Genomic DNA, 23,239 nt, shown 5'->3' on the forward strand with positions numbered 1-23,239 from the left:
GCGTTACACCGCTTGGGTGCCACTGTCATACCCGGTGGGTATCACCGGCGTATCGTTGTCGGCGTGGAGACGCTGGAGACCCGTGAGCTGCGGTACTTCGTCACCGTCGCCGAGGAATTGCACTTCAGCCGGGCGGCCGAACGGCTCGGCATCGCCCAGCCGCCGCTGTCCCGGGCGATCGCCCAGCTGGAACGCCGGCTCGGCGTCACCCTGCTCGACCGTGACCGCCGGGGGGTGGCCCTCACCGACGCCGGTCAGGTGCTGCTCGACGAGGCCCGCGCCATCCTGGACGCCACCGCGGCTGCCGCCCGGCGTACCCGCCGCGCCGCTGCCGGCGTGAACCGGCTGACCCTGGTCACCAAGGCCGGCGCCGGCCACGAACTGCTACAGAAGCTGCTCGACGCGCACGCCGCCGAGCCGGGCGCCGCCGAGATCGACGTGCTGCTGTGCGGCATGGGCGACCAGGCACGGATGCTGCGCGACGGCCGCGCCGACGCCGCGCTCATGCAGCGGCCGTTCGACTCGCTCGCCGGCTTCGACACCGAAGACCTGCTGACCGAGCAGCAGGTTGCGATCCTGCCGGCCGGGCATCCACTCACCATGCGTACGGCGTTGACCATGGCCGAGATCGGCGACGTGCCGGGCCTGCCGGTCGCCCGCTGGCCGCGCCCCGACGGTACGTACGAACCCGGACCCGGACCGGAGATCCACGATCAGTCGCAGCTGGCCCAGCTGATCGCCCTCGGCCACACGATGGCCGTGCTCTGCGCCTCGTCCCGGTCGTGGCTGTGGGGCGCGCACACCGCCGTGCCGGTCACCGACGCCCCGCACGTCACCACCGTGCTCGCCTGGCTGCCGGACAACCGGTCCCGGGCCGTCGCCGGCCTCGTCCGCACCGCGACCCGGCTGTGACCATCCACAAAGCTCAACCGGCGGAGTTTCCCGGCTGGTGGAGAACGGAGTGTTCTTCCTCGACTCCGGACTGCTGACTGCTGATCCAGCGGTTCGACCGGACGTCAGGGGTGAGTAGCCCCGATCGCCACACGCTCACTTCCCGCCACTCTTAACGTATATCGCACCCGGGGTCTTGCCACAAGACCCCGGGTCTGCCGCAGAATCTCCAGCCGGAGCCAGTGCATCTGGCGAATCAGGTCTTTGCAACCCGAGGCATTCATTGTCGACGGGTGCGAATGCGAGCAACCGGACGGGGAATTCATGAACGACGTGATCATCGTGGGCGGCGGACCGACCGGCCTGATGCTCGCCGCCGAGCTGCGGCTGCACGACGTACAGGTGGTCGTGGTGGAGCGGGACGTGGAGCCGACCGAAGTGGTCCGCTCGCTCGGCCTGCACGTACGCAGCATCGAAGTGCTCGACCAGCGCGGCCTGCTGGAGCGGTTCCTCGCGTACGGGCAGAAATTCCAGATCGGCGGCTACTTCGCCGGAATCGCAAAAGCGTGGCCGACCACGATGGACACCACGCACGACTACATTCTCGGCATCGCGCAGCCGGTCACCGACCGGCTGCTCGCCGAGCATGCGGCGGCGGCCGGTGCGCAGATCCGGCGCGGACATGAACTGATCGGGCTCGCCCAGGACGACGACGGGGTGACCGCCGAACTCGCCGACGGCACCCGGCTGCGTTCCCGCTACCTGGTGGGCTGCGACGGCGGCCGCAGCACCGTACGCAAGCTGCTCGGCGTCGACTTCCCCGGCGAGCCCGCCAGGGTCGAAACGCTGCTGGGCGTGATGGAGCTGACCGCGCCACCCGACGAGGTGACCGCCGTGATGACGCGGGTACGCCGGACCCAGCTGCGGTTCGGGGCCGGGCCGGTCGGCGACGGGCTGTACCGCGTCGTCGTACCGGCGGCGGGTGTGGCGGGCGACCGGGCCGTCCCACCGACGCTTGAGGAGTTCCGGCAGCAACTGCGGACGACCGCCGGGACCGACTTCGGGGTGCACTCGCCGCGTTGGCTGTCCCGCTTCGGTGACGCGACCCGTCTCGCCGAGCGGTACCGGGTCGGCCGGGTGCTGCTGGCCGGCGACGCGGCGCACGTGCATCCGCCGCTGGGCGGGCAGGGCCTCAACCTCGGCGTCCAGGATGCATTCAACCTGGGTTGGAAGCTGGCCGCGCAGCTCGCCGGATGGGCGCCGACTGATCTGCTGGACACGTACCAGGCCGAGCGGCGGCCGGTCGCGGCGGACGTGCTGGACAACACCCGGGCCCAGACGGAGCTGATGTCGCTGGAACCGGGCCCGCGGGCGGTGCGGCGGCTACTGGCGGAGCTGATGGACTTCGAGGAGGTCAACCGGCACCTCGTCGAGAAGATCACCGCGGTCTCGGTCCGCTACGACTTCGGTCCGGGCCACGCACTGCTCGGCCGCCGGTTGCGCGACGTCGGGCTCCAGCGCGGCCGGCTGTACGGGCTGACGCATCGGGGGCGTGGGCTGCTGCTCGATCAGACCGGTGGGCTGTCGGTGACCGGCTGGGCGGACCGGGTCGACCACGTCGTCGACGTCAGCGACGAGTTGGCGGTGCCGGCGCTGCTGCTGCGCCCGGACGGGCACGTGGCGTGGGTCGGCGACGATCAGCAGGAGCTGCACGACCGGCTGACCCGCTGGTTCGGGCCCACCGCCGGTTGACGGCGGCCACGACCAGCCGTTCGACCGGCTCGACCGGTTCAACCGGCTCGACCGGTTCAACCTGCTCGACGCATGAAGCCGGAGCCCGAACCCTGACCGACGACAGACCCGAGGGCGACCCCGGCTGTTTAGATCGATATCGCCGAATCATAACCGGCTCGATGGGTGGCAGTCGGTTCGCCGGAGTTGCGTCACGTCAACACCTTCGATGTGAACAGGAGTCGATCGACGTGCCTACCTCTCGTCGTACCTTCCTCGCCGGTGGTGCCGCCGGCGCGGCCGGCGTCGGCCTCGCCGTCGCCGGTGGCCTCCCGTCGCTGGCCCAGGCCCACCCCGGCCGGAGCCACCCGCCGAAGGGCGGCGGCCACGTACCGTTCCCGCCGCTGGTGGACGACCCGGCCGGCATCCTCGCCCTGCCCGCGGGCTTCCGCTACACCGTGGTCACCCGCACCGGCGTCACCCGGCTCGACCGCGGCCAGGGCCTGACCCCGGCCGAGCACGACGGGATGGCCGTCTTCGACACCGGACGCGGCCGGTACACCCTGATCCAGAACCACGAACTCGGCCCGGGGGCCGAATTCGGCGTACCGCACGTCGCCGGCACTGTCTACGACCCGGGCGCGGTCGACGCCGGCGGCTGCACGGTGATCAGGACCGACCGGGCGGGCCGCAACCTCGGCGAGTTCGTCGCCATCTCCGGCACCGTCGACAACTGCGCGGGCGGGCCGACCCCGTGGGGGACCTGGCTGACCTGCGAGGAGACCGACGACCGGGCCGGTGACGAGTGGGACGAGGACGGCCGTACCGGCACGTACCAGAAGGACCACGGCTACGTCTTCGAGGTCTGGGCCGACGGCAGCGCCGACCCGACGCCGATCAAATGCCTGGGCCGGTACGCCCACGAGGCGTTGGCGGTCGACACCGACCGCACCAGGATCTACCTGTCCGAGGACGCCGACGAGCCGAACGGTCTGTTCTACCGGTGGACCGCGCCGCGCGGCGTGAAGCTCGGCCCCGGCGTGCTGACCCGGCTCGCCCCGGACGCCGGCACCCTCGCCGCGATGCAGATCATCATGGACGACGGTTCGGTGCTGCCGGACGTCGCCTACCTGACCTCCGCGCAGCTGGGCCGCCCGTTCCCCGTCCGGTGGATCGAGGTGCCGGAGCGCGACGCGCAGACCGGACCGGTACGGGAGCAGTTCACCGACGATCAGGTCACCCGGGGCCGCAAGTTCGAGGGCGTGTGGGGCACCGACCAGGGCGTGTACGTGGTCAACTCGTACGCCTGGGAGGGCGGTGACCTGCCGGCGGACGCCGCCCCGCACGACGGCATGGTCTGGTTCTACGACTACCGGGCCGAGACCATCCAGTTGGTCACGTACTTCCCGCACCAGACCTCGTCGGAGGAGGGTACGCCGCCGAAGTACAGCGATCTGACCTTCGACGGGCCGGACAACGTGACCGTCACCCCGTGGGGCAGCCTGGTGCTGGCCGAGGACGGCTCGGGCGCGTCCCACGTGCTCAGCTCGGTCCCGGGCGGGCCCACCTACGCGATCGCCCGCAACCAGCTCAACGACTCGGAGTTCTGCGGTCCGGTCTTCACCGACGACGGCAAGGTGCTCTTCGTCAACATGCAGGACCCCGGCCTCACCCTGGCCATCACCGGCCCGTGGGAGAAGTACCTGGGCTGACCCGATCGACCTGGGCTGACCCGATCGACAGTACGGCTGACCCGATCGACAGTACGGCTGGGCCGGACCGAGCAGGTCCGGCCCAGGGCGTGCACCGGGTGGTCAGCGGCGGCCGACGGTGAGAACAGGTTTGGTGACCTCGGCGTAGAAGTCGTTGCCCTTGTCGTCGACGACGATGAACGCCGGGAAGTCCGCCACCTCGATCTTCCAGATGGCTTCCATACCCAGCTCCGGGTATTCGAGGACCTCCACGTGCCGGATGCAGTCCTGCGCCAGCCGGGCCGCCGGGCCGCCGATCGAGCCGAGGTAGAAGCCGCCGTGCGTACCGCAGGAGCGGGTGACCTGCGCGGACCGGTTGCCCTTGGCCAGCATGATGTGCGAGCCGCCGGCGGCCTGGAACTTCTCCACGTACGCGTCCATTCGCCCGGCGGTGGTCGGGCCGAACGAGCCGGACGCGTATCCCTCGGGGGTCTTGGCCGGGCCGGCGTAGTAGACGGCGTGGTCGCGCAGGTACTGCGGCATCGGCTCACCGGCGTCCAGCCGCTCGGCGATCTTCGCGTGCGCGATGTCGCGGGCGACGACCAGCGGGCCGGTCAGCGACAGCCGGGTCTTCACCGGGTACTTCGACAGTTCGGCGCGGATTTCGGCCATCGGCCGGTTCAGGTCGATCCGGACCACGTCGGCGTCGGCGGACGCATCGGCGGCGAGGGTTTCGTCGGTGACGTCGGGCAGGAAGCGGGCCGGGTCGGTCTCCAGCTTCTCCAACCACACCCCGGACGGGGTGATCTTGGCGACGGCCTGTCGGTCGGCGGAGCAGGAGACGGCGATCGCCACCGGGCAGGAGGCGCCGTGGCGGGGCAGCCGGACCACCCGTACGTCGTGGCAGAAGTAGCGCCCGCCAAACTGCGCGCCGATGCCGAACTGCCGGGTCAGTTCGAGGACCTGCGCCTCCAGCTCGACGTCGCGGAAGCCGTGTGCGCCGATGCTGCCGCTGGTCGGCAGGTTGTCCAGGTACTTGGCGCTGGCGTACTTGGCGGTCTTGAGCGCGAACTCAGCCGACGTACCGCCGACGACGACCGCCAGGTGGTACGGCGGACAGGCTGAGGTGCCGATCAGCCGCAGCTTCTCCTCCAGGAACTGCATCATCCTGGTCGGGTTCAGCAGCGCCTTGGTCTCCTGGTACAGGTACGACTTGTTGGCCGAGCCGCCGCCCTTGGCCATGAACAGGAACTTGTACGCGTCGGGTTGGCCACCCGGGTCCTCGGCGTACAGCTCGATCTGGGCCGGCAGGTTGCTCCCGGTGTTGCGCTCCTCCCACATGGTGATCGGCGCGAGTTGCGAGTAGCGCAGGTTGAGCTTGGTGTACGCCTGGTAGACGCCCTTGGCGATCGCCTCGTGGTCGGTGCCGTCGGTGAGCACGTGCCGGCCGCGCTTGCCCATCACGATGGCGGTGCCGGTGTCCTGGCACATCGGCAGCACGCCGCCGGCCGCGATGTTGGCGTTGCGCAGCAGGTCGAGCGCGACGAACCGGTCGTTCGGCGACGCCTGCGGGTCGTCGAGGATCGCCCGCAGCTGAGCCAGGTGCGCCGGCCGGAGATAGTGAGCGATGTCATGCATCGCTTCGGCGGTCAGCGCGGTCAGCACCGCCGGGTCGATGGTGAGGAACCGGCGGCCACCGGGCCCGTGCACCACGTCGACGCCTTCGTCGCTGATCAGGCGGTATTCCGTCAGGTCGTCGCCGGTCGGTAGCAGCGGGGTGTGGGAGAACGGGGCGGCACTGCTCATGACCGGCAAGCCTAGGCCAGACCGGGCCGCTGCTCCCAACCCCATCCAAGATCCTGACGATCTTGCACTTATCGAGGGACATTATCGACAAATGCTCTCGATAAGTGCAAGATCGTCGGGGAAGAGGGGGTGGGGTCAGCCGGGGGCGGCGGGGCACTCGGCCTGCTTGACGCCGCCACAGGTCGGGCCGGGGTAGGGGGTGCCGGGATCGGCCGGTTCGGTGGCCGGAGGTGACCCGGCGGCACGCGCGAACCGCACGTAGCCGATCTCCCGGCCGTCGCCGATGACCATGCCGCGCGGTCCGACGGCCAGCACCTCCGCCGAAGTACGCAGGTTGGCCAACTCGGCGCCGGTGGCCGGGTCGACGGCGAGAAGCCGGTCCGGTTTACGGTCGACGACCAGCGCCGCGTGCCGGGTCAGCGCCAGCTGGGCGTCCGGATGCATCGGGCGGGTCCAGCGCGGGCTCGGCGTCGGCAGGGCGTACGCCTGGAGGATCCCGCCGTCGGCGGAACGGGCCAGGACGTACCGGTCGTCGACGGCCCGCAGCTCCTGCCCGGCGACGCTGGTCCACAGCACCCGTCCGTCGTGGGCGTCGATCACCGTTTCCCGCATGTCGGGGGCGGTGCCGGCGAGGACGTTGGGGCCGCCGGTCGGGTTCTGCCGCTGGGCGCAACCGACCCGGTCGGCGGTCCGCAGGTTGATCCCAGTGCGCTGCCAGACCTGCAGGCCGGTCACCGGGTCTTCGGCCTGGGCGGTGTAGTAGCAGGCACCGTCGCGCGGCGTGGCGACCAGGCTGAAGGTCCGCCCGGCGAAGGCCACGATGCGTTCGTGCCGCTCCTCCTCCAGCTCCTGCAGGACCCGGCCGCTGAGGGTCTCGACGACGTAGATCTTGCCGTCGATCGGGAAGCCGAGCACAGCCGGCAGGGTCTGCGGCCCGCCGGCGTCGTCGGCGACGTCCCGGGCGGTCAACGGCCGGGCGGTGAGCAGCTGCGGATTGTCGGCGAAGAGCACGAACCCCATGCCGGGGAGCTGGGATGTCCACCGTGGAGATTTGCCGCGCGGATCCCAGGCGGTCAGCGTGCAGTCACGCGGGCCGGCGCAGCGTACGTCGAGCAGGGCGTTGCGGTAGGTCCAGACGGCGACGGCCGCGTCGTCGGTACGCAGCACGGCACCGGTCGCCGGGTTGAGCACCTGGTAGCCGTCGATGAGCAGCTCCCCGGTGGCGACGACCTGGTCGGCGCCCTCACCGGCCACCGCCGCCCAGTCGGCCTCGCGCTCCCAGACCTGGTTTCCGGAGGTGATGCTGCGCCCTTCGACCTTGAGTCGGTGCTCGATGACGACCGCGCGCTCGGTGATGGTGACACTCTGCGGAGTTCCGCCGATCCGTTGCTGCCAGGTGACGTCCGGCTCGGACAGCGGCTGGCTGCGGTTGACCCAATCCCACAGGCCGGGGAACGGGTTCCAGACGTTGGTGGCGGCGAGCACGATGACCACGATCAGCGCGAAGGCCAGGTAGCACTTCACGCACGGCGCGCTCCCCTTCGCCATCGGGCCACCGTAGCGGGCGGCGGCGAACCGATCCGCCTGCCGCCCGAATTGCGGCGTTTAGGCGTGTCGGGGGACATTCATGCGCGGTACCCGGAGTTGTCGCCACAGCAGCAGCGTGGCCACCATCGACAGCGCACCGAACCCGGCCATCACCAGCCCTGGCGCCACCCACTCGGCCGCCGCCCCGGCCGCCCCCGCCGCCAACCCCTGCCCGGTCATCATCCCCATGTGGGACAGGCCGAACGCCTGGCCGCGGCGCTGCGCCGGCACCGCCTCCAGGAACCGCCGGGCCAACCCCAGATGGTACGAGAACCCGAACGTCGCCGCCCCGAACAGCACCGCCGCCACCACCAGCCCGAGATCGGTCACGAAGGCCAGCATCGGCAACCCGAGCAGCAGCGCCAGCCACGGAGCCAACGCCTCCCGGCGGGCCGGCGCCACCCACCGCCCCACCACCAGGTCACCGAGGAGCATCCCGGCGGCACCCGCCATGAACAGCACCCCGGCGCCCGCACCGCCGGTGTACGGCACCACCACCCCCTCCGCGCCGACCAGCAGCGAACCGGGCAGCCAGTTGGCCAGCAGCAGCCCGCGCACCGGCCGGTCGGCCAGCAGTTGCCGGTTCACCCGCCAGGTTTCGCGCACCGCGCCACCGGTGACGGCGGCACCGACCACCCGGGGCGGCCGGTCGGTCAATCCGAACCGGATCAACGTCGCCGAGGTCAGGCAGGTCACCGCCGTGATCCAGAGCGCGCCGTACGCGCCCAGCAGGCCGATCAACGCGCCACCGACGGCGAACCCGAGGACTTGGGTCGCGCCGGCGGTGATGGTGAACAACGCCCGGCCCAGCACGTACCGATCGCCGGCCAGCAGGTCCGGCAGCAGCGCGGTACGGGCGGCCGACGCCACCGGTGACGCCAGCCCGACGACGAACACCAACGCCAACGCGCCACCGGGCGACAGCACCCCGAGCGCCAGCACCGCCACCGTCACCACCCGGATGAGGTCGTAGCCGACCATCACCGCCCGGGGACGCCAACGGTCGGCGTACGCCAGCAGGAACATCCCGCCGATCACGCTGGGCAGGAACCCTGCGACGTACGCCAGCGCGGCCAGCAGCGGCGACCCGGTGCGTTCATAGACGAGTACGGACAGCGCCAGCATCTTCACCGTCTCGCCGATCATGAAGATGCCGAAGCTGGCGAAAATCACCCGGAACTCGGCCACCGCGAACAGGTCCCGGAAGGTGGCCCGCTCGGCCGGCGAGGCACTGGTGGTCACCGCCGAAGCATGCCGGCGAGGACCTGGCCGGCGGTAACCTTTCGGCGCAGGGCGAAAGGATTCTCCCGAGAGCAGATGACGATCGGGGGCGGTGGCGGGTGCGGATCGTGGTGAGCTCCGGCGACATCGCGGCCAGCCGCTTCGCGATCTCTCCGCTGGGCGAGACGCTGGCGGCGCTGCGGCTGTTCGCCGGCGTCCACACCGCCGGGCCGCTGCTGCCCTGGGTGCACCGGCACCGCGACCGCTACGAGGCGTTACGCCGCGCTCAGCCCGGCATCGCCGCGCTCCGGGCGCTCGACCGCCCCCGGCACGGATACCACGCGGACTTCGTCCAACCTCCGCCGGACGGAGTCGGGCTGACCTTCGCCGACCAGCTCGCCGTCGTCCGGCGTACCCCGCTCGACCGGGCGCGCGACGAGATCGGCCGCAACCTCGACGGCCTCCCGCCACCGACCGGGGCGGCCGGGCGGTTCCTCGCCGCCGACGACGTCGTCGACCGGTTCGCCGACACGATCCAGGCCGCCTGGCGGGCGCTGATCGCCCCGGACTGGCCACGGCTGCGGGCCATCCTGGAACGCGACGTGATCTACCGGGCCGGGCGGCTCGCCACCTACGGCTGGTCCTCGGCACTGGCCGACCTCGACGCCCGACTGCAGTGGGAGCCGGAGCCGGGTGCCATCACCGTCGACGGATTCAACCCGGAGCGGCACCGGCTCGGCGGGCGTGGCCTGCTGCTGGTGCCGACGGTCTTCGGCGCGCTGAGCCTGCACCTGGACCCACCCTGGCCGTACGCGATCGGCTACCGGGCCCGCGGCGTCGCCGGACTGTTCGGCCCGCCGACCGCCGACCGGGCCGCCGACGGGCTGGACCGGCTGGTCGGGCCGACCCGGGCCGCCGTGCTGCGGGCCCTGGCCGTACCAGCCACCACCAGTCAACTCGTCGCACAGTTCGGCCTGGCACTGGGCACCATCGGCGGGCAGCTGGCCGTGCTGCGCGACGCCGGCCTGGTCCGCAGGGTACGCACCGGCCGCGAGGTTCGCTACGAACGGACCGCGCTCGGCGACGCGCTCAGCGTCGATCCGTGACCTCGGCCGCAGCCTGCACCAACGGCAGAACGCGGTACGGGATCTGCTCGGCCAGCGCGATGATCGTCGACGCCCGACGAATCCCGTCGTACGCCAGGATCTGGTCCAGTACCCGCTGCAGATCGCTGTTGGACCTGGCCACGATCCGGCACATCAGATCACCGGAGCCGCTGATGGTGTGCGCCTCCAGCACCTCCGGGATGCCGCGCAGATGTGCGGCGACCGGGTCGTACCCGTGCCGCTGCCCGATCTCCAGGGTGACGAAGGACGTCACCACGAAACCGATCGCGGCCGGTGACACCTGCGGGGCGAAGCCGTTGATCACCCCCCGACCGACCAGCTTGTCCAGCCTGGCCTGCACGGTGCCCCGGGCCACCCGCAGCCGCCGGGAACACTCCAGCACCCCGATCCGCGGCTCGGTGGTGAGTAGGGCGATCAGCTCAGCGTCCAGCTGATCGAGCTGGACATTCTGTTCAGTGTCCATGGGTCTGGACCCTACCGAGTGGTCAGCCTGCCCAGCCATCGGCGAGGCAGTTGCCCAGTGGGGATGAATCGCCCATCCTGCCGTTACCGGCCTCGGCGGTCCGACAGCGTTCCGCACGGCCGGCTCCCAAGGGAGGACGATCATGGCCTATCTGACCGAATCCCGCGACGCCGACGTCACCGAGGTACGTGACCCGTTCCCGGTGCAGGGCGTCGACCACCTGACCTTCCTGGTCGGCAACGCCAAGCAGGCCGCGCACTACTACTCGACCGCGTTCGGCATGACCTGCGTCGCGTACCGGGGACCCGAGCAGGGCTACCGCGACCACGCCGAGTACGTGCTGACCAGCGGCGCAGCCCGGTTTGTGCTGCGTGGCCCGGTGCACGCCGACGCCGACGGCGCCGCGCACGTCGCCCGGCACAGCGACGGGGTGCTCGACATCGCGCTCGCCGTACCGGACGTGGACGCCGCGTACGCACACGCTGTCGCGCAGGGCGCGACCGGCCTGGCCGCGCCCGCCGAACTGACCGACGGCTCCGGCACCGTACGGGTCGCCTGCATCGCCGCGTACGGCGACACCCGGCACACCCTGATCGACCGGTCCGGGTACGACGGACCGTTCCTGCCCGGCTTCGTGTCCCGGGACCCGATCGTCGACCGGACGCCGATGGTCGCGGCCGGCCTGCAGCCGAAACGGTTCTTCCAGGCCGTCGACCACGTGGTCGGCAACGTCGAACTGGGCCGGATGGACCAGTGGGTGGAGTTCTACCGCCGGGTCATGGGCTTCACCAACATGGCCGAGTTCATCGGCGACGACATCGCCACCGACTATTCGGCGCTGATGAGCAAGGTCGTCGCCAACGGCAGCCGCAAGGTGAAGTTCCCGCTCAACGAGCCGGCGGTGGCCCGGCGCCGCTCGCAGATCGACGAGTACCTGGAGTTCTACGGCGGTCCCGGCGTGCAGCACATCGCGCTGGCCACCAACGACATCCTGACGACGGTGGACGCGATGCGCGCCGCCGGCGTGGAGTTCCTGGCCACCCCGGACTCGTACTACGACGATCCGGCGTTGCGGGCCCGCATCGGCGAGGTCCGCGCCCCGATCGAGGAGCTGAAGGCCCGCCGCATCCTGGTCGACCGCGACGAGGACGGCTACCTGCTGCAGATCTTCACCAAGCCGGTGCAGGACCGTCCGACGGTCTTCTTCGAGCTGATCGAACGGCACGGCTCGCTGGGCTTCGGCAAGGGCAACTTCAAGGCCCTGTTCGAGGCGATCGAGCGGGAGCAGGAAAGCCGGGGCAACCTCTGACTGCGGAGCCGGCCGGGCCGGTCGTTAAGGTGCCAGGGTGAGCTTGCCCAACGCGCCCCGGCCGGCCGGCCCCACCATGGGAATCGTGCAGTGACGTCCATTGAGCCCGGCTGGTACAAAGATCCCGCCGAACCGACCACCCAGCGGTACTGGGACGGCGGCGGGTGGATCGGTGCGCCGTTGCCGGCGGACGCCACGCCACCGGACGGGCCACCACCGGAGGAGGAGAAGCCGAGCCCGGCCGCGGCCGCCGAGCCCACCAGCGGGCAGCAGCAGGCCCCGCAGGCGCTCCCCGGACCAGCGACACCGGATCAGGCTGCACCGGGATCGGCACAGCCGGTGCCGCCCGGGTACTGGATGCCACCCGGCCAGCCGGTACCACCCGGCCAGCCGGTGCCGCCGGGCTACCCGGTGCCGCCGGGATATCCGGTACCACCCGGCCAGCCGGTGCCGCCGGGCTACCCGGTGCCGCCGGGCTACCCGGTGCCGCCGGGCTACCCGGTGCCGCCGCCCGGCTGGCAGCCGCAACCCCGGCCGCACGGCATGGCGCTGGCGCCGCTCGGGGCCCGGTTCGCCGCCCGGCTGATCGACATCGGTGTCGTGCTGCTGCTCAACATCGCGATCAACGGCTGGTTCGTCTGGCAGTACGTCGCGGAGAGCTGGCCGGTCTGGTCGGAGATTTGGCGGCGGTCCCTGGCCGGTGACCGCTCAACCGACGGGCTCCCGGAGCTCAGTGACCGCGCGGGCGGGCTGCAGATGGCGATCATCCTGCTGGCGGCGCTGATCTGGTGGGCGTACGAGGTACCGGCGATCGCCAACACGGGTCAGACACTCGGCAAACGGCTGACCCGGTTGAAGGTCGTGACGGTCGATCCGGGCGGACAACTCGGCTTCGCCCGCTCGTTCCGCCGCTGGAACACCCTCGGCCTGCCCACCCTGTTGTGGATCTGCTGCGTAGGGTTCATTCTCCAACTGATCGACTGCATTTATCTGCTCTTCGACCGTCCACTGCGCCAGGCCCTGCACGACAAGTCGGCACAGACCGTGGTGGTGCAGCTGCCACCGGGCGTGCCGGCAGTGCCGGCCGGCGGTCGGTCGGACAACTCTGCGGGCGACCGCACCCCCGGCAGCTCCGGATGACAGGAGACCTCCCGATGCCACCCTCGCTCGGCCTGACCCGTACCGATCTCGAGGCGCTACCCAGCTACGTGCCGGGCCGCAGCCCGGTGGACCTGGCCCGGGAGCTCGGCCTGCCGGAGGCCATCAAACTGGCCAGCAACGAGGTGCCGTTCGGGCCGTTGCCCGGCGTCGTCGAGGCGGTGGCACAGGCGGCCGCGTCGGCGCACCGTTACCCCGACATGGGAGTGCTGGCGCTGCGGGGCGCACTGGCCGAGCGGCTCGGGGTGGCGGCCGAGCGGATCGTCACCGGTTGCGGTTCGGTGGCGCTCTGCGAGCACCTGATGCGGGCGAGCTGCCTGCCCGGCGACGAGGTCGTCTACGCGTGGCGGTCGTTCGAGGCGTACCCGATCATCGCCGCGACCACGGCGGCGAGCAGCCGGCGGGTGCCCAACACCGCCGGCCACGGCCACGACCTGCCGGCGATGGCGGAAGCGGTGAACGAGCAGACCCGGATGGTGTTGGTCTGCAACCCGAACAACCCGACCGGCAGCAGCGTGCGCCGGGCCGAGCTGGACCGGTTCGTCGACGCCGTGCCGGACGACGTGCTGGTGGTGCTGGACGAGGCGTACCGGGAGTTCGTCACCGACCCGGACGTGCCGGACGGACTCGATGCATACGGCGACCGGCCCAACGTGGTGGTGCTGCGGACGCTGTCGAAGGCGTGGGGGCTGGCCGGGCTGCGGATCGGCTACCTGGTCGCGCACCCCGAGGTCGCCACGGCGGTACGCAAGGTCGCCACCCCGTTCGGCACGAACGCCCTGGCGCAGGCGGCGGCGCTGGCCGCCCTCGACCAGGCCGACGAGGTCCGACGGCGGTGCGATCTGGTGATCGCCGAACGGAACCGGGTCACCGAGGCGGTCCGCAAGCTGGTGCCTGACGTGCCGCAGAGTCAGGCCAACTTCATCTGGCTGCCGCTGGGTGAGCGGGCGGCGGCGTTCGGCGCGGCCTGCGAGGCCCGCGGCGTGATCGTGCGTCCGTTCGCTGGCGACGGGGTCCGGGTCACCATTGGTACGCCGGCCGAGAACGACGCGTTCCTCGCCGCCGCCGAGTCCGCCGTCTAGGCCGCCGCCGAGTCCGCCGTCTAGGCCGCCGGCCCGGATCGAAGTCGTCGCCTCAGGTGCCGGCGACGATGACCGTCTCCTGAATCCAGTAGTAGCCGCCGTCGTCGGCGTCGGGGTCGACCGGTAGCCGCAGCCGCTCGACCGCGACGAAGCCGCCCTGGGTGTAGACGTAGCCCGGCGCCCAGTCGGTCATCCGCTCGCTGGGCATGATCAATACGAACCGGGACAGCTCGGCGCCGGTGGTCGCGTCCAAGGTGATCAGCTCACGGGTGGCGGTCAACAGGTGCACCCGACCCGGCTGCACGGCCAGCAGACGATCACCCGCGGTCGCCGGGCCCGGCGTCACGGTAGGCGCCGGCACCCGCCACTGCCAGGCCCGTTCGCCGGTGCGCACGTCCTGCGCCACCAACTCCGGATCCCCGGTGCTGCCGGGGCCGAGCCGGACCGCCATCGCGTCGACCAGCATCGAGTCGACCGGATCCAGGACCGGCGCGGGCACCGGTTCCGGTCCGTCGACCAACCAGCCCTTCGACTCCCCCGCCCCGGTGGTACGCAGCGCGGCGCACTGCGAACGGGCGACGACGCAGCCGAGCGGCTCCACCGCCAGCCCAGGGCCGGCACCTTCCGGCTGCCAGGTCGCGACGAGCTCCCCGGTCGCCACCTCGTAGAACTCCACCGTCGGTGGCACCGCGCAACTGTTGACCAGGGCGAACTGCCCACCGATGGTGCTGAAGGCGGCCTCGCGGCAGGCGTCGCCCTGGCCGGGCAGCGTGGTCTGCCACAGCTGGCGACCGGACCCCGCGTCCAGCCCGATCAACTGCGAGCCGCCGCGGGCCAACACCAGGGTCCGGCCGTCGGTGCCGCTGGTCGCGGTGTGCAGGCCGGCCGGTGCGTAGACGGTCTGCGCCCCGGTACGCCGACCGGCGTACCCGGTGTCGGCCGGCTCCGGGCCGGCGGCCCGCCAGGCGACCTCGCCGGTGACCGCGTCGATCGCCACCAGCTCGCCGTCGGACCAGCGGCTGACCACGGTGGTGCCGGTGGCGACCACCCCGGTCACCTGCTCGGGCCAGCGGCGCAACGACCAGGCCGGGGTGACCTGGGTCCGCATGTCGATCGGACCATCGGCGCGCACCTGACGGGTGGTGGCGTAGACCCGGAACCGCTTATCGACCAGCAGCGGGGCGGCGGAGAGCCGGGCCACCGGGCCGGGCCCGGCGGTCGGTGGGGACGGCTGGTAGCCGGCCGGGGTGACGACCTCGGCGGGGGCGAGCACCCGCCACGCGACGATCGCGCCTGCCGCGAGGACGACCACGGCGGCCATCGCACCGGCGGTGATCAGCTGCCAGCGCGGGCGGGCCCGCCAGCCGTGGCGCTCCGTTGAGTGCGGTGCGCCGCCTGTGTGCTGCGTGTTGTTTGGGTGCTGCGTGCTGCTTGCCGGCTCGGCCATCCAGGCACCTCCCCCCGCACCCTACCGAACCGGACAGTGGCCGTGAGGCAACGCCGCCCGCGGGGCGGGCGAGAGGTCACCCCTGCTGGTGACCGTCGCCGCCTTGACGCACCTGACCCTGCACGTGCTGAGCCGCGGCCACGCCCGAAGCTGCGAAGTCGCCTCGCTGACGAGGTTGCGGGTGCCCAGCTACGGAAGGGACCTATCCGTGCAGGGCCGACGCGACGACTGTGCGGTTCAGCGGGCCGACATCCACTAGGCTCCTTTTTGCACCTGCCATGGACTCCTTTCCGCCAGTCGGCCACGGTCGGTCAGGGGGCGCTCAGGGCCCGGGTCGGTGGCAGGCGGGCGGCCTGGATCGCCGGATAACCCCCGGCGACCACACCGACCAGCAGCGCCCCGCCCAACCCCGCGATGGTCGCCCCCGGCGGCACCACCACCGGCCAGTCGTTGATCAGGGCGTAGCCGGCGGTGGCGGCCACCCCGAGCGCCGTGCCAGCGAGGCCGCCGAGCAGCGACAACGCCACCGACTCGGTGAGGAACTGGGCCCGGATCTGCCCCCGGGTGGCGCCGAGCGCCCGGCGCAACCCGATCTCCGACCGGCGTTCCAACACCGAGATCACCATCGTGTTCGCCACCCCGATCCCGCCGACCAGCAGCGCCACCCCGGCCAGCGCAAGAAACAGCGACGCGAAGCTGTTCTCGGTGGCACGCTTGGCGGCGAGTGCGTCCGAGGGCCGGGTCACCTGCACCTTGCTGGGCCGCTGCGGGTCGATCGTCGACGGCAGCACCGTCCGCACCGCCTCGATCGCCGGCTCGTGCGCCCGCAGGTAGATCACCGTCGGGTGCCCGCCGAAGCCCAGCTCGGACTCGGCCGCCGGCCATCCCACCAGGGCCGACCGGTCGATCTCCGGGGCCAACGGCAGCGGCTCCAGGATGCCGATCACAGTGAACCAGACGTCGCCGACGCGTACCTGCGTCGGCGAGTCCGCCGGGCCCAGGTCGGCGACGCCCAGCCGGGTCGCAGCGACCGCGCCCAGCACCACCGTCGGCAACTGTTCGGTGGCGGCGTCGAGGTAGCGGCCGGTCCGCAGCCGCGCGTCGAGCGTCGCCGGCAGACTCGCCTCGCTGGCCAACACGGTCAACCCGGAACCGTCGCGCGGGTCGATCCAGTCGGAGCGGCGAATCACCGTGTTGGTGTTGGCGACCGCGCTGGTCGCGGTCACCGGCCCGATCCGGGCCACCATCGCCGGTGCCTCGACCGGCAGCCGGGTGATCCCGTCCTCGTCGGGCTGGGCGCTCGCCTGCAGCAGGTTCACCCCGAGGGCGGACAGCTCGGCCAGCAACGCCCGTTCGCTGGCCGCCGGGATGCCGGTGACCACGATCATCGTGGCGATGCCGATCGAAATGCCCAACGCCGACAGCGCCGCCCGCAGCCGGCGGGTCCTAATCCCGACCAGCCCGAGCCGGAGCAGGTCCAGCGGGGCCAGCCGCACCGGGCGCGGCAGTTGCACCGGGTTCACGCGACGACCACCGGCTGCTGGCGGACGTCGCTGACCAGCCGGCCGTCGCGGATCTCCACCCGGCGCGGCAAGCACGCCGCGACGTCCCGGTCATGGGTGATCACCGCGATGGTGGTGCCTTCGGCGTTGAGTGTGGTGAGCAGGTCGAGCACGGCGCGGCCCGTGGCGGTGTCCAACGCGCCGGTCGGCTCGTCGGCCAGCACCAGCGCCGGCCCGTTGACCAGCGCACGGGCGATCGCCACCCGCTGCCGTTCCCCGCCGGACAGCTGCCGGGGCAGGTGACCCACCCGGTGCGCCAGACCGACCCGGGCCAGCGCCTCGGCGGCCAGCGGTCGGCGACGGCGACGCGGCACACCCGCGTACAGCAGCCCGGTGGCGACGTTCTCGGCCGCGGTCAGCCCGTCGGTGAGGTGGAACTGCTGGAAGACGAAGCCGAGCCAGCACCCACGCAGCGCCGACAGCTGCCGGTCGGACAGGGTGGTCACGTCGTGGCCACCGAGCCGGACCGTGCCGCTGGTCGGGCGGTCCAGGGTGCCCATGATGTTGAGCAGGGTGGACTTCCCGGAACCGGACGGGCCGACGATCGCGACCAGCTCGCCGGCGTGGATGTCGAGGTCGACGTCGGTCAGCGCGGCGACGCCGCCGGGGTACCGCATCCCGGCCCGTACGACCGACAGCACTGGAGCGCTCACGAGGCGGTCACCACCGTCATGCCCTCGTCGAGACCGGCCCCGGTGACCTCGACCATGCCCCTGGTGAACAGCCCGATCTCGACGGCGACCAGTGCACCGTCGGTCAGCTGCACCGCGTACCCGCCCTCGGCGAGCGCCAGCAGCGCGCCGACCGGTACGGCGAGTACCTGTTCACGCAGCTCGGTGCGGAACTGCACCCGGACCGGCGCGGACTCCAGCCCGCTGAGCACCGCCGGGTCGTCGGGCACGACGGTGACGTCCACTGTCGGCCCCTGCCCCGGCGGTCCGTCGGCATCCTCGACGACGGTGCCGACCGTGGCCACCGTGCCGGGGGCGGTCGCGCCGTCGGGCAGGGTGATCGTCACCGATGCGTCGGACGCCATCCCGGTCGCCTCGCCAGCTTCCACCCGTACTGTGATCACCTTGTCGGTCGGGGTGACCGACATGATGTCCGTCGCAGCGCTGTCACCGGGCAGCGCGGCAACCGAGCCGATCCGGACCTGCCCGGGCAGTACGGCGACGTCCCCGGCCTGGACGACCCCGGTGGCCGGCGCGTCACGGTCCCGCTGCCAGCGTTCGATGGCCGCGATCAGCTCCGGGGTGAGAACGGCGTCGCCGGACCGGACGATGGCCGTACCGCCCGTCGGGGTCGGCGCCACATCCCCCTCGTCCGGCGATGCCGCCGCAGCGCTCTCGCCGGTCGGCTCCGCCGCACCGTCCTGGTCCGCCGGCGGCACCGGCGGCGGCACCGGCGGCGGCACCGCGACGGCGCTGCCGACCGGCGGCTGCCAGCCGATCTGGTAGCCCAACGCTTTCAGGTTGTCAGCGACCACCCGCACGTCGCGACCGACCAGATTCGGCTGATCGAGGGAACGGAACAACGGCGTACCGCCGTAGAACAGCAGCACCGGCTGATCGTCCACCCGGTACAGCTGCTCACCGCGTTCGATCACGGATCCCTGCTCCGGCAGCCAGGTCAGCACCCCTCCGCTGGAGCCCCGCACCGGTCGGGCGGCGCCGTAGCCGAGGGTGCCGGCCAGCTCCCGGGCGTCGGAGATGTCCATCCGCACGACCTCTGTGGTCGCCACCCAGAGCGGATCCGCCGCTGCGGCGTCCGCCTCAGCCACGCCCCGACCCGGCCAGCCCCAGCCGGCCATGGTCCCGGTCACCACCAGTCCGGCCGCCACGATCACGGCCGGCAGGCCGTACGCCAACGGCCGACGCCACCGCCGACCTGCGGTCGTTCGCACGAAGAACACCATGCCGACCAGCGTCGCCCGCGATTGTGAGGAACCTGTCAGACCGGTACGGTGCGATTTCCCACCGCTGCGCCGACACTGGCACGCAGTATGGTTCGCCCCGTGGTTGCCCATGTACTGATCGCCGAGGACGACCTGCGGCAGGCCGAGGTGCTGCGCCGCTACGTCGAGTCCGACGGACACCGGACCACAGTGGTCCACGATGGGCGCGACGCGCTCGACCAGGCCCGCCGGCACCGGCCGCAACTGCTGGTGCTCGACGTGATGATGCCCGGCCTGGACGGGCTGAACGTCTGCCGGATCCTGCGCCGCGAGTCGGACCTGCTGGTGCTGATGCTCACCGCCCGCGCCGACGAGGACGACCTGCTGCGCGGGCTGGACCTGGGTGCCGACGACTACCTGACGAAGCCGTACTCGCCGCGCGAACTGATGGCCAGGGTCCGGACGTTGCTGCGCCGGGTCGACCGGGTGCCGACGACCATCGACGGGGTACGGCGGGTCGGTGCGCTCGCCGTCGACCCGGTCCGCCGCGAAGTCACCGTCGACGGACGACCGGTCGGCTGCACCCCGGGCGAGTTCGCGATCCTGGCCGCCCTGGTCGAACAGCCGGAACGGGCCTTCACCCGGGCCCAGCTGCTGGAGCACACCCGGGGCGTGGACCGGGACTCGACCGAGCGGGCCATCGACACCCACATGGTCAACCTGCGCCGGAAGATCGAACCGGACGTACGCCGACCGGCGTACCTGGTGACGGTGTACGGCGTCGGCTACAAGCTGCGCGACCCCGCCGGTGGGTGAGCCGACCGCCGGCGGTCCGCAGCCGGCCCCGACCGCCGGCGGTCCGGAGCCGGCCCCGGCCGCGCGGGTGCCACTGCGGCACAGCCTGATGCTGCGGCTACTCGGCACGTCGGTGCTATTGACGGTCTGCGCGGTCGTCGCCACCGCCTGGCTGACGGTGGCGACGACCACCCGGGCGATCGAGAAGGAGCAGGGCCAGTCCCTCGCCGACGACGTCAGCGTCTACGACGAGATGATCACGTACGCGATCGACCACCGCGACTGGTCGGCGGTCACGCCGGTCGTCGACGACCTCGCGTCGCGTACCGGCCGGCGGATCGTGCTGCTCGACCCGGTGACCCGCGACCCGGTCGCCGAGTCGGCACCCGGGCCGGCACTGCGCGACGCCCGCCCGTCGGCCATCGTCGACCCGCTCGACCTCGACCCGGCGCTCGCCGCCAGCCGTCAGCGGTCCAGCATCGACACCCGGGTCGTCGGGCCGTACCAGCTGGGCGACGACCAACGCGCCGGCATCCGCAAGACAGCCCAGGACCATCGGGGCTGTCTGGTCAACAGGGCGGGACTCACTGCCGAGATCGTCGAGCTGCCGGGCGGCCGGTCGACGGTTGCGATCCTCGACGCCGACGCCGACGCCGACCGTGGCCGGTCGCTGGTCTGCCCGGAGCCGGCGCTGCTGCGCGAACCGTTCCCCAGCGAGGTCGCCCCGCTGGCCGAGCTTCTCGATCGGACCGAGACCTGCCTCGGCCCGGCCGCGGCGAGCATCGATCTGGCGATCACTCCGAGCCTGGAGGTCGAGGTGCTGCGTACCCTGCCGGGTGCGCCGACCGAAGCCGCCGCCCGCGCCTGCGTCGAAACGAGTCTGCACGACCAGCTCCGGGCGTACGTGGCACCGCCGGTGCTGTTGTTCGTCACCGATGCGACGGCCACCGACCCCGGGCTACCGACGGCCGACCTGTCCACCGGGAACCTGCTGCGAATCGCCGGTGTCGCCGGGCTGGTCCTGCTGCTCACCGTGGCGGTCACTGTCGGAGTCGGGATGCGGCTGGTCCGGCCGCTGCGGGCGCTCGCCGAAGCGGCCCGCGAGCCGGTGGACCGACAACGCCCGGTACCGGTCACCACCCGGGACGAGATCGGCAGTCTCGCCACCGCGTTCAACGACCTGGCACACCGGCGGGACCAGCTGGAGCGGCAACGCCGGGCGATGGTCAGCGACGTCGCTCACGAGCTGCGGTCCCCGCTGACCAACATCCGGGCCTGGCTGGAGGCCGCCCAGGACGGGCTGGCACCGGCCGACACCCGCACCCTCGAGCTGCTCACCGAGGAGGCGACCCTGTTGCAGCATGTCATCGACGACCTGCGGGACCTGGCCGCCGCCGACGACGGCACCTTCTCGGTGCATCCGGAGCCGACCTTCGTCGGCGACGTACTCAGCCAGGTCGTCGAGGCCAACCAGGGGACAGCTGCCGCCGCTGGGATCACCATGACCGGGACAGTGCACGGCGATCCGCAGGTCGTCCTCGACGCGGTACGGCTGCGGCAGCTCGTCGGCAACCTGGTGGGCAACGCCCTCCGGCACACCCCGGCAGGTGGTTCGGTCACCGTCGACGGCGCGGTACGCGACGACTGGCTCACCATCGAGGTGGCCGACACCGGGATCGGGATCACCGCCGACGACCTGCCGAGGTTGTTCGACCGGTTCTGGCGGGCCGACGCCTCGCGCAGCCGGCGCACCGGCGGCAGCGGGCTGGGTCTGCCGATCGCCCGGCAGTTGGCCCGCGCGCACGGCGGTGACATCACCGTGGCCAGCGAGCCGGGCCGGGGCACGCACGTCACCGTACGCCTCCCGGCCCGGTCGCCGGTCAGCCCACGCTGAACGCCTCCGCCTCGCAGTCCTCGAGCTCTGTGCCGGACGGCAGCCCGTCGGTGAGTGACAGGAAGTCGCCGTCGACGAAGGCGTCGACCCCGCGGTCCTGCAGACACTCCGCCCAAGCCAGGAGCTTGTCCGGATACTCGGGGTCCAGGCGCAGGGAACGCTGCCACAGCCGTTCGGGTTCCAGCGGAGCGCAGTCCTCGGTGACCTGCCGCACCTCCGGGGTGTCCGCTCTCGTCTTCCGCTCCGTGTCCGATACCCCGTTGTCCTCGAAGCACTGCAGCCAGAGGTTCGTGAGCCGCTCCTGTTCCTCGGCGGAAGTGTCGGGGCGGATCAACGGACGCTCGGCCTGCGGCGATGGTGACGCGTCCGGCCCAGCGCTGCCCGCGATTGAGGCGACGCCACTGTCACCGGTGTCACCAGCCGACCCTCGGGCACCGGTAGCGCTCGTGTTCCCGTCACCGCCGCCGCACCCGGCCGACAGCCCGATCGCCGTCACAGCGAGCGCGGCCAGCAACGGTTCGGCCAGCCGGCTCGCCGGACGCATCTGTCGATATCTGCTCATACAAGCCAGAATTCCGGCCAACCGTCAGGAACCTGTCAGCATTGTCAGCCGGCGACGGCCAGGCGGGCGAGGTGCTCGTCGGTGAGGGCAAGAGTGACGCCGTCGAGCGCCGCTTCCAACTGGTACAGCTTGCTGCCGCCGAGGATCGGGCGGATGCCCTGCGCCACCAGCCAGGCCAGCACCACCTGGCCGCGGGTCGCGCCGCTGTCCCGGGCGACGTCGTCGAGCGCCGCGAGCCGCCGAGTACTGCCGGGATGGTCGTACACCGGCGGGATCGGCTTGGCCGGGTCGTCGTAGGCACCGGTCAGCAGCGGCGTGTACGCCCACACCTCCATCCGGTACGCCTGCGCGATGTCCCGCTGCTCGTCGCTGAGCAGGCCGAACGGATGCTCCACCCCCTCGGGCAGCGTGCCGGGGCGGGCCCGTAGGTAGGTGGCGTTGAGTTGCAGGGCGTCGATCGGCCGGGTGCCGGTGGCGGCGGCGTGGGCGCGGGCCCGCTCGATGCGCCAGGCCGGGTGGTTGGACGCGCCGACCCGACGTACGGCACCGGACGCGACCAGCCCGGCGACCGTGTCGACGGTCTCCTCGATCGGGGTGGCCCGGTCCTCCTGGTGCAGCCAGAGCAGGTCGACGCTGTCCACGCCCAGCCGGTCCAGGCTGCCGGCGAAGGCGTCGGCGACGGCGCGGCGGCTCAGCCCGGCCCGCACCCGCGGCCACGATCCGGCCCACAGCGGCTCGGCACCGACCTTGGTCGCGATGCGCACCCGCTGCCGTACGCCGGGGCGGGCGGCGAGCCACCGCCCGATGACCCGTTCGCTGTCGCCGCCCCGGCCGTCCTGACTTGCCCAGAACGCGTAACAGTCGGCGGTGTCGATCCACTCGCCGCCCCGCTCGACGAACCGGTCGAGCAGGGCGAAGGAGGTCTCCTCGTCGATCCGGGTGCCGAACATCATCGCGCCCAGGACCAGCGGCGAGGCCGGTGCCGGCGTGCTGTTTTCGTACGTCATGGGTCCACCCTG

The 23,239-nt window shown here is 72.0% G+C and carries 19 protein-coding genes; 9 read left to right on the forward strand and 10 right to left on the reverse strand.

All coding sequences use genetic code 11. The features are described from left to right. Positions 1-72: 72 nt before the first annotated feature. The 3 genes from ACFHVL_RS18795 to ACFHVL_RS18805 all read left to right on the forward strand — a co-directional run bounded on the left by ACFHVL_RS18795 (position 73) and on the right by ACFHVL_RS18805 (position 4,334). A complete protein-coding gene (locus ACFHVL_RS18795) occupies positions 73-912 on the forward strand; it encodes a LysR family transcriptional regulator (protein WP_416629510.1) in 840 nt (279 codons plus the stop codon). A 303-nt stretch (positions 913-1,215) separates the two neighbouring features. Next, entirely contained in the window at positions 1,216-2,643 is a 1,428-nt protein-coding gene (rox, locus tag ACFHVL_RS18800) for a rifampin monooxygenase (protein WP_416629437.1), read from the forward strand. A gap of 230 nt (positions 2,644-2,873) precedes the next feature. After that, positions 2,874-4,334: an alkaline phosphatase PhoX gene (locus ACFHVL_RS18805; protein WP_416629439.1), complete on the forward strand. Its 1,461-nt coding sequence runs from the start codon at positions 2,874-2,876 to the stop codon at positions 4,332-4,334. Positions 4,335-4,436: 102 nt separating this feature from the next. Here ACFHVL_RS18805 and ACFHVL_RS18810 read toward each other — a convergent pair whose 3' ends face one another. From ACFHVL_RS18810 to ACFHVL_RS18820, 3 genes are all read right to left on the reverse strand, one after another. Further along, a complete protein-coding gene (locus ACFHVL_RS18810) occupies positions 4,437-6,119 on the reverse strand; it encodes a fumarate hydratase (RefSeq protein WP_416629440.1) in 1,683 nt (560 codons plus the stop codon). Positions 6,120-6,254: 135 nt separating this feature from the next. Continuing rightward, a complete protein-coding gene (locus tag ACFHVL_RS18815) occupies positions 6,255-7,667 on the reverse strand; it encodes a PQQ-binding-like beta-propeller repeat protein (protein WP_416629442.1) in 1,413 nt (470 codons plus the stop codon). A gap of 57 nt (positions 7,668-7,724) precedes the next feature. Then, positions 7,725-8,948, reverse strand: a complete 1,224-nt coding sequence (locus ACFHVL_RS18820) for an MFS transporter (protein WP_416629443.1) — start codon at positions 8,946-8,948, stop codon at positions 7,725-7,727. Positions 8,949-9,046: 98 nt separating this feature from the next. Between ACFHVL_RS18820 and ACFHVL_RS18825 the strand changes: the two genes are divergently transcribed. After that, complete coding sequence (locus ACFHVL_RS18825; RefSeq protein ID WP_416629445.1) at positions 9,047-10,033, forward strand: DUF5937 family protein; 987 nt, start codon at positions 9,047-9,049, stop codon at positions 10,031-10,033. On the opposite strand, the gene ACFHVL_RS18830 is transcribed toward ACFHVL_RS18825, so the two are convergent. Further along, complete coding sequence (locus ACFHVL_RS18830) at positions 10,017-10,517, reverse strand: Lrp/AsnC family transcriptional regulator (protein WP_416629447.1); 501 nt, start codon at positions 10,515-10,517, stop codon at positions 10,017-10,019. The genes ACFHVL_RS18825 and ACFHVL_RS18830 overlap by 17 nt on opposite strands. A gap of 142 nt (positions 10,518-10,659) precedes the next feature. Between ACFHVL_RS18830 and hppD the strand changes: the two genes are divergently transcribed. The 3 genes from hppD to hisC all read left to right on the forward strand — a co-directional run bounded on the left by hppD (position 10,660) and on the right by hisC (position 14,066). Beyond that, positions 10,660-11,826, forward strand: a complete 1,167-nt coding sequence (hppD, locus tag ACFHVL_RS18835) for a 4-hydroxyphenylpyruvate dioxygenase (RefSeq protein ID WP_416629448.1) — start codon at positions 10,660-10,662, stop codon at positions 11,824-11,826. 90 nt (positions 11,827-11,916) lie between these two features. After that, on the forward strand, positions 11,917-12,966 hold the full coding sequence (locus ACFHVL_RS18840) for an RDD family protein (RefSeq protein ID WP_416629450.1): 1,050 nt from the start codon (positions 11,917-11,919) through the stop codon (positions 12,964-12,966). 14 nt (positions 12,967-12,980) lie between these two features. After that, entirely contained in the window at positions 12,981-14,066 is a 1,086-nt protein-coding gene (gene hisC / locus ACFHVL_RS18845; protein ID WP_416629452.1) for a histidinol-phosphate transaminase, read from the forward strand. A gap of 52 nt (positions 14,067-14,118) precedes the next feature. On the opposite strand, the gene ACFHVL_RS18850 is transcribed toward hisC, so the two are convergent. The 4 genes from ACFHVL_RS18850 to ACFHVL_RS18865 all read right to left on the reverse strand — a co-directional run bounded on the left by ACFHVL_RS18850 (position 14,119) and on the right by ACFHVL_RS18865 (position 18,978). Next, positions 14,119-15,513 carry a PQQ-binding-like beta-propeller repeat protein gene (locus tag ACFHVL_RS18850; RefSeq protein WP_416629453.1) on the reverse strand — a complete coding sequence of 465 codons (1,395 nt, stop codon included), beginning with the start codon at positions 15,511-15,513 and terminating at the stop codon, positions 14,119-14,121. 311 nt (positions 15,514-15,824) lie between these two features. Beyond that, complete coding sequence (locus tag ACFHVL_RS18855; protein ID WP_416629454.1) at positions 15,825-17,036, reverse strand: ABC transporter permease; 1,212 nt, start codon at positions 17,034-17,036, stop codon at positions 15,825-15,827. Further along, on the reverse strand, positions 17,033-17,692 hold the full coding sequence (locus ACFHVL_RS18860; RefSeq protein ID WP_416629511.1) for an ABC transporter ATP-binding protein: 660 nt from the start codon (positions 17,690-17,692) through the stop codon (positions 17,033-17,035). Before ACFHVL_RS18860 ends, ACFHVL_RS18855 begins: the two co-directional genes overlap by 4 nt. A 32-nt stretch (positions 17,693-17,724) precedes the next feature. Continuing rightward, positions 17,725-18,978 (reverse strand): efflux RND transporter periplasmic adaptor subunit, encoded by a 1,254-nt coding sequence (locus ACFHVL_RS18865; protein WP_416629455.1) that lies wholly within the window; start codon positions 18,976-18,978, stop codon positions 17,725-17,727. A gap of 111 nt (positions 18,979-19,089) precedes the next feature. On the opposite strand from ACFHVL_RS18865, the gene ACFHVL_RS18870 reads away from it, so the two are divergent. Together ACFHVL_RS18870 and ACFHVL_RS18875 are read left to right on the forward strand one after the other, a co-directional pair. Continuing rightward, positions 19,090-19,785 carry a response regulator transcription factor gene (locus ACFHVL_RS18870; RefSeq protein ID WP_416629456.1) on the forward strand — a complete coding sequence of 232 codons (696 nt, stop codon included), beginning with the start codon at positions 19,090-19,092 and terminating at the stop codon, positions 19,783-19,785. Further along, a complete protein-coding gene (locus ACFHVL_RS18875) occupies positions 19,778-21,658 on the forward strand; it encodes a sensor histidine kinase (RefSeq protein ID WP_416629458.1) in 1,881 nt (626 codons plus the stop codon). The genes ACFHVL_RS18870 and ACFHVL_RS18875 overlap by 8 nt, the downstream gene beginning before the upstream one ends. Here the strand turns inward: ACFHVL_RS18875 and ACFHVL_RS18880 are convergent. Both ACFHVL_RS18880 and ACFHVL_RS18885 read right to left on the reverse strand, forming a co-directional pair. Further along, positions 21,645-22,220, reverse strand: coding sequence for a hypothetical protein (locus ACFHVL_RS18880; protein WP_416629459.1), 576 nt, complete (start codon positions 22,218-22,220; stop codon positions 21,645-21,647). The genes ACFHVL_RS18875 and ACFHVL_RS18880 overlap by 14 nt on opposite strands. 44 nt (positions 22,221-22,264) lie before the next feature. Continuing rightward, a complete protein-coding gene (locus tag ACFHVL_RS18885) occupies positions 22,265-23,227 on the reverse strand; it encodes an aldo/keto reductase (protein ID WP_416629460.1) in 963 nt (320 codons plus the stop codon). Positions 23,228-23,239: the final 12 nt, after the last annotated feature.

Source organism: Micromonospora sp. LOL_023 (genome assembly GCF_048060115.1).
In the GTDB taxonomy this organism is placed as follows: domain Bacteria; phylum Actinomycetota; class Actinomycetes; order Mycobacteriales; family Micromonosporaceae; genus Micromonospora_E.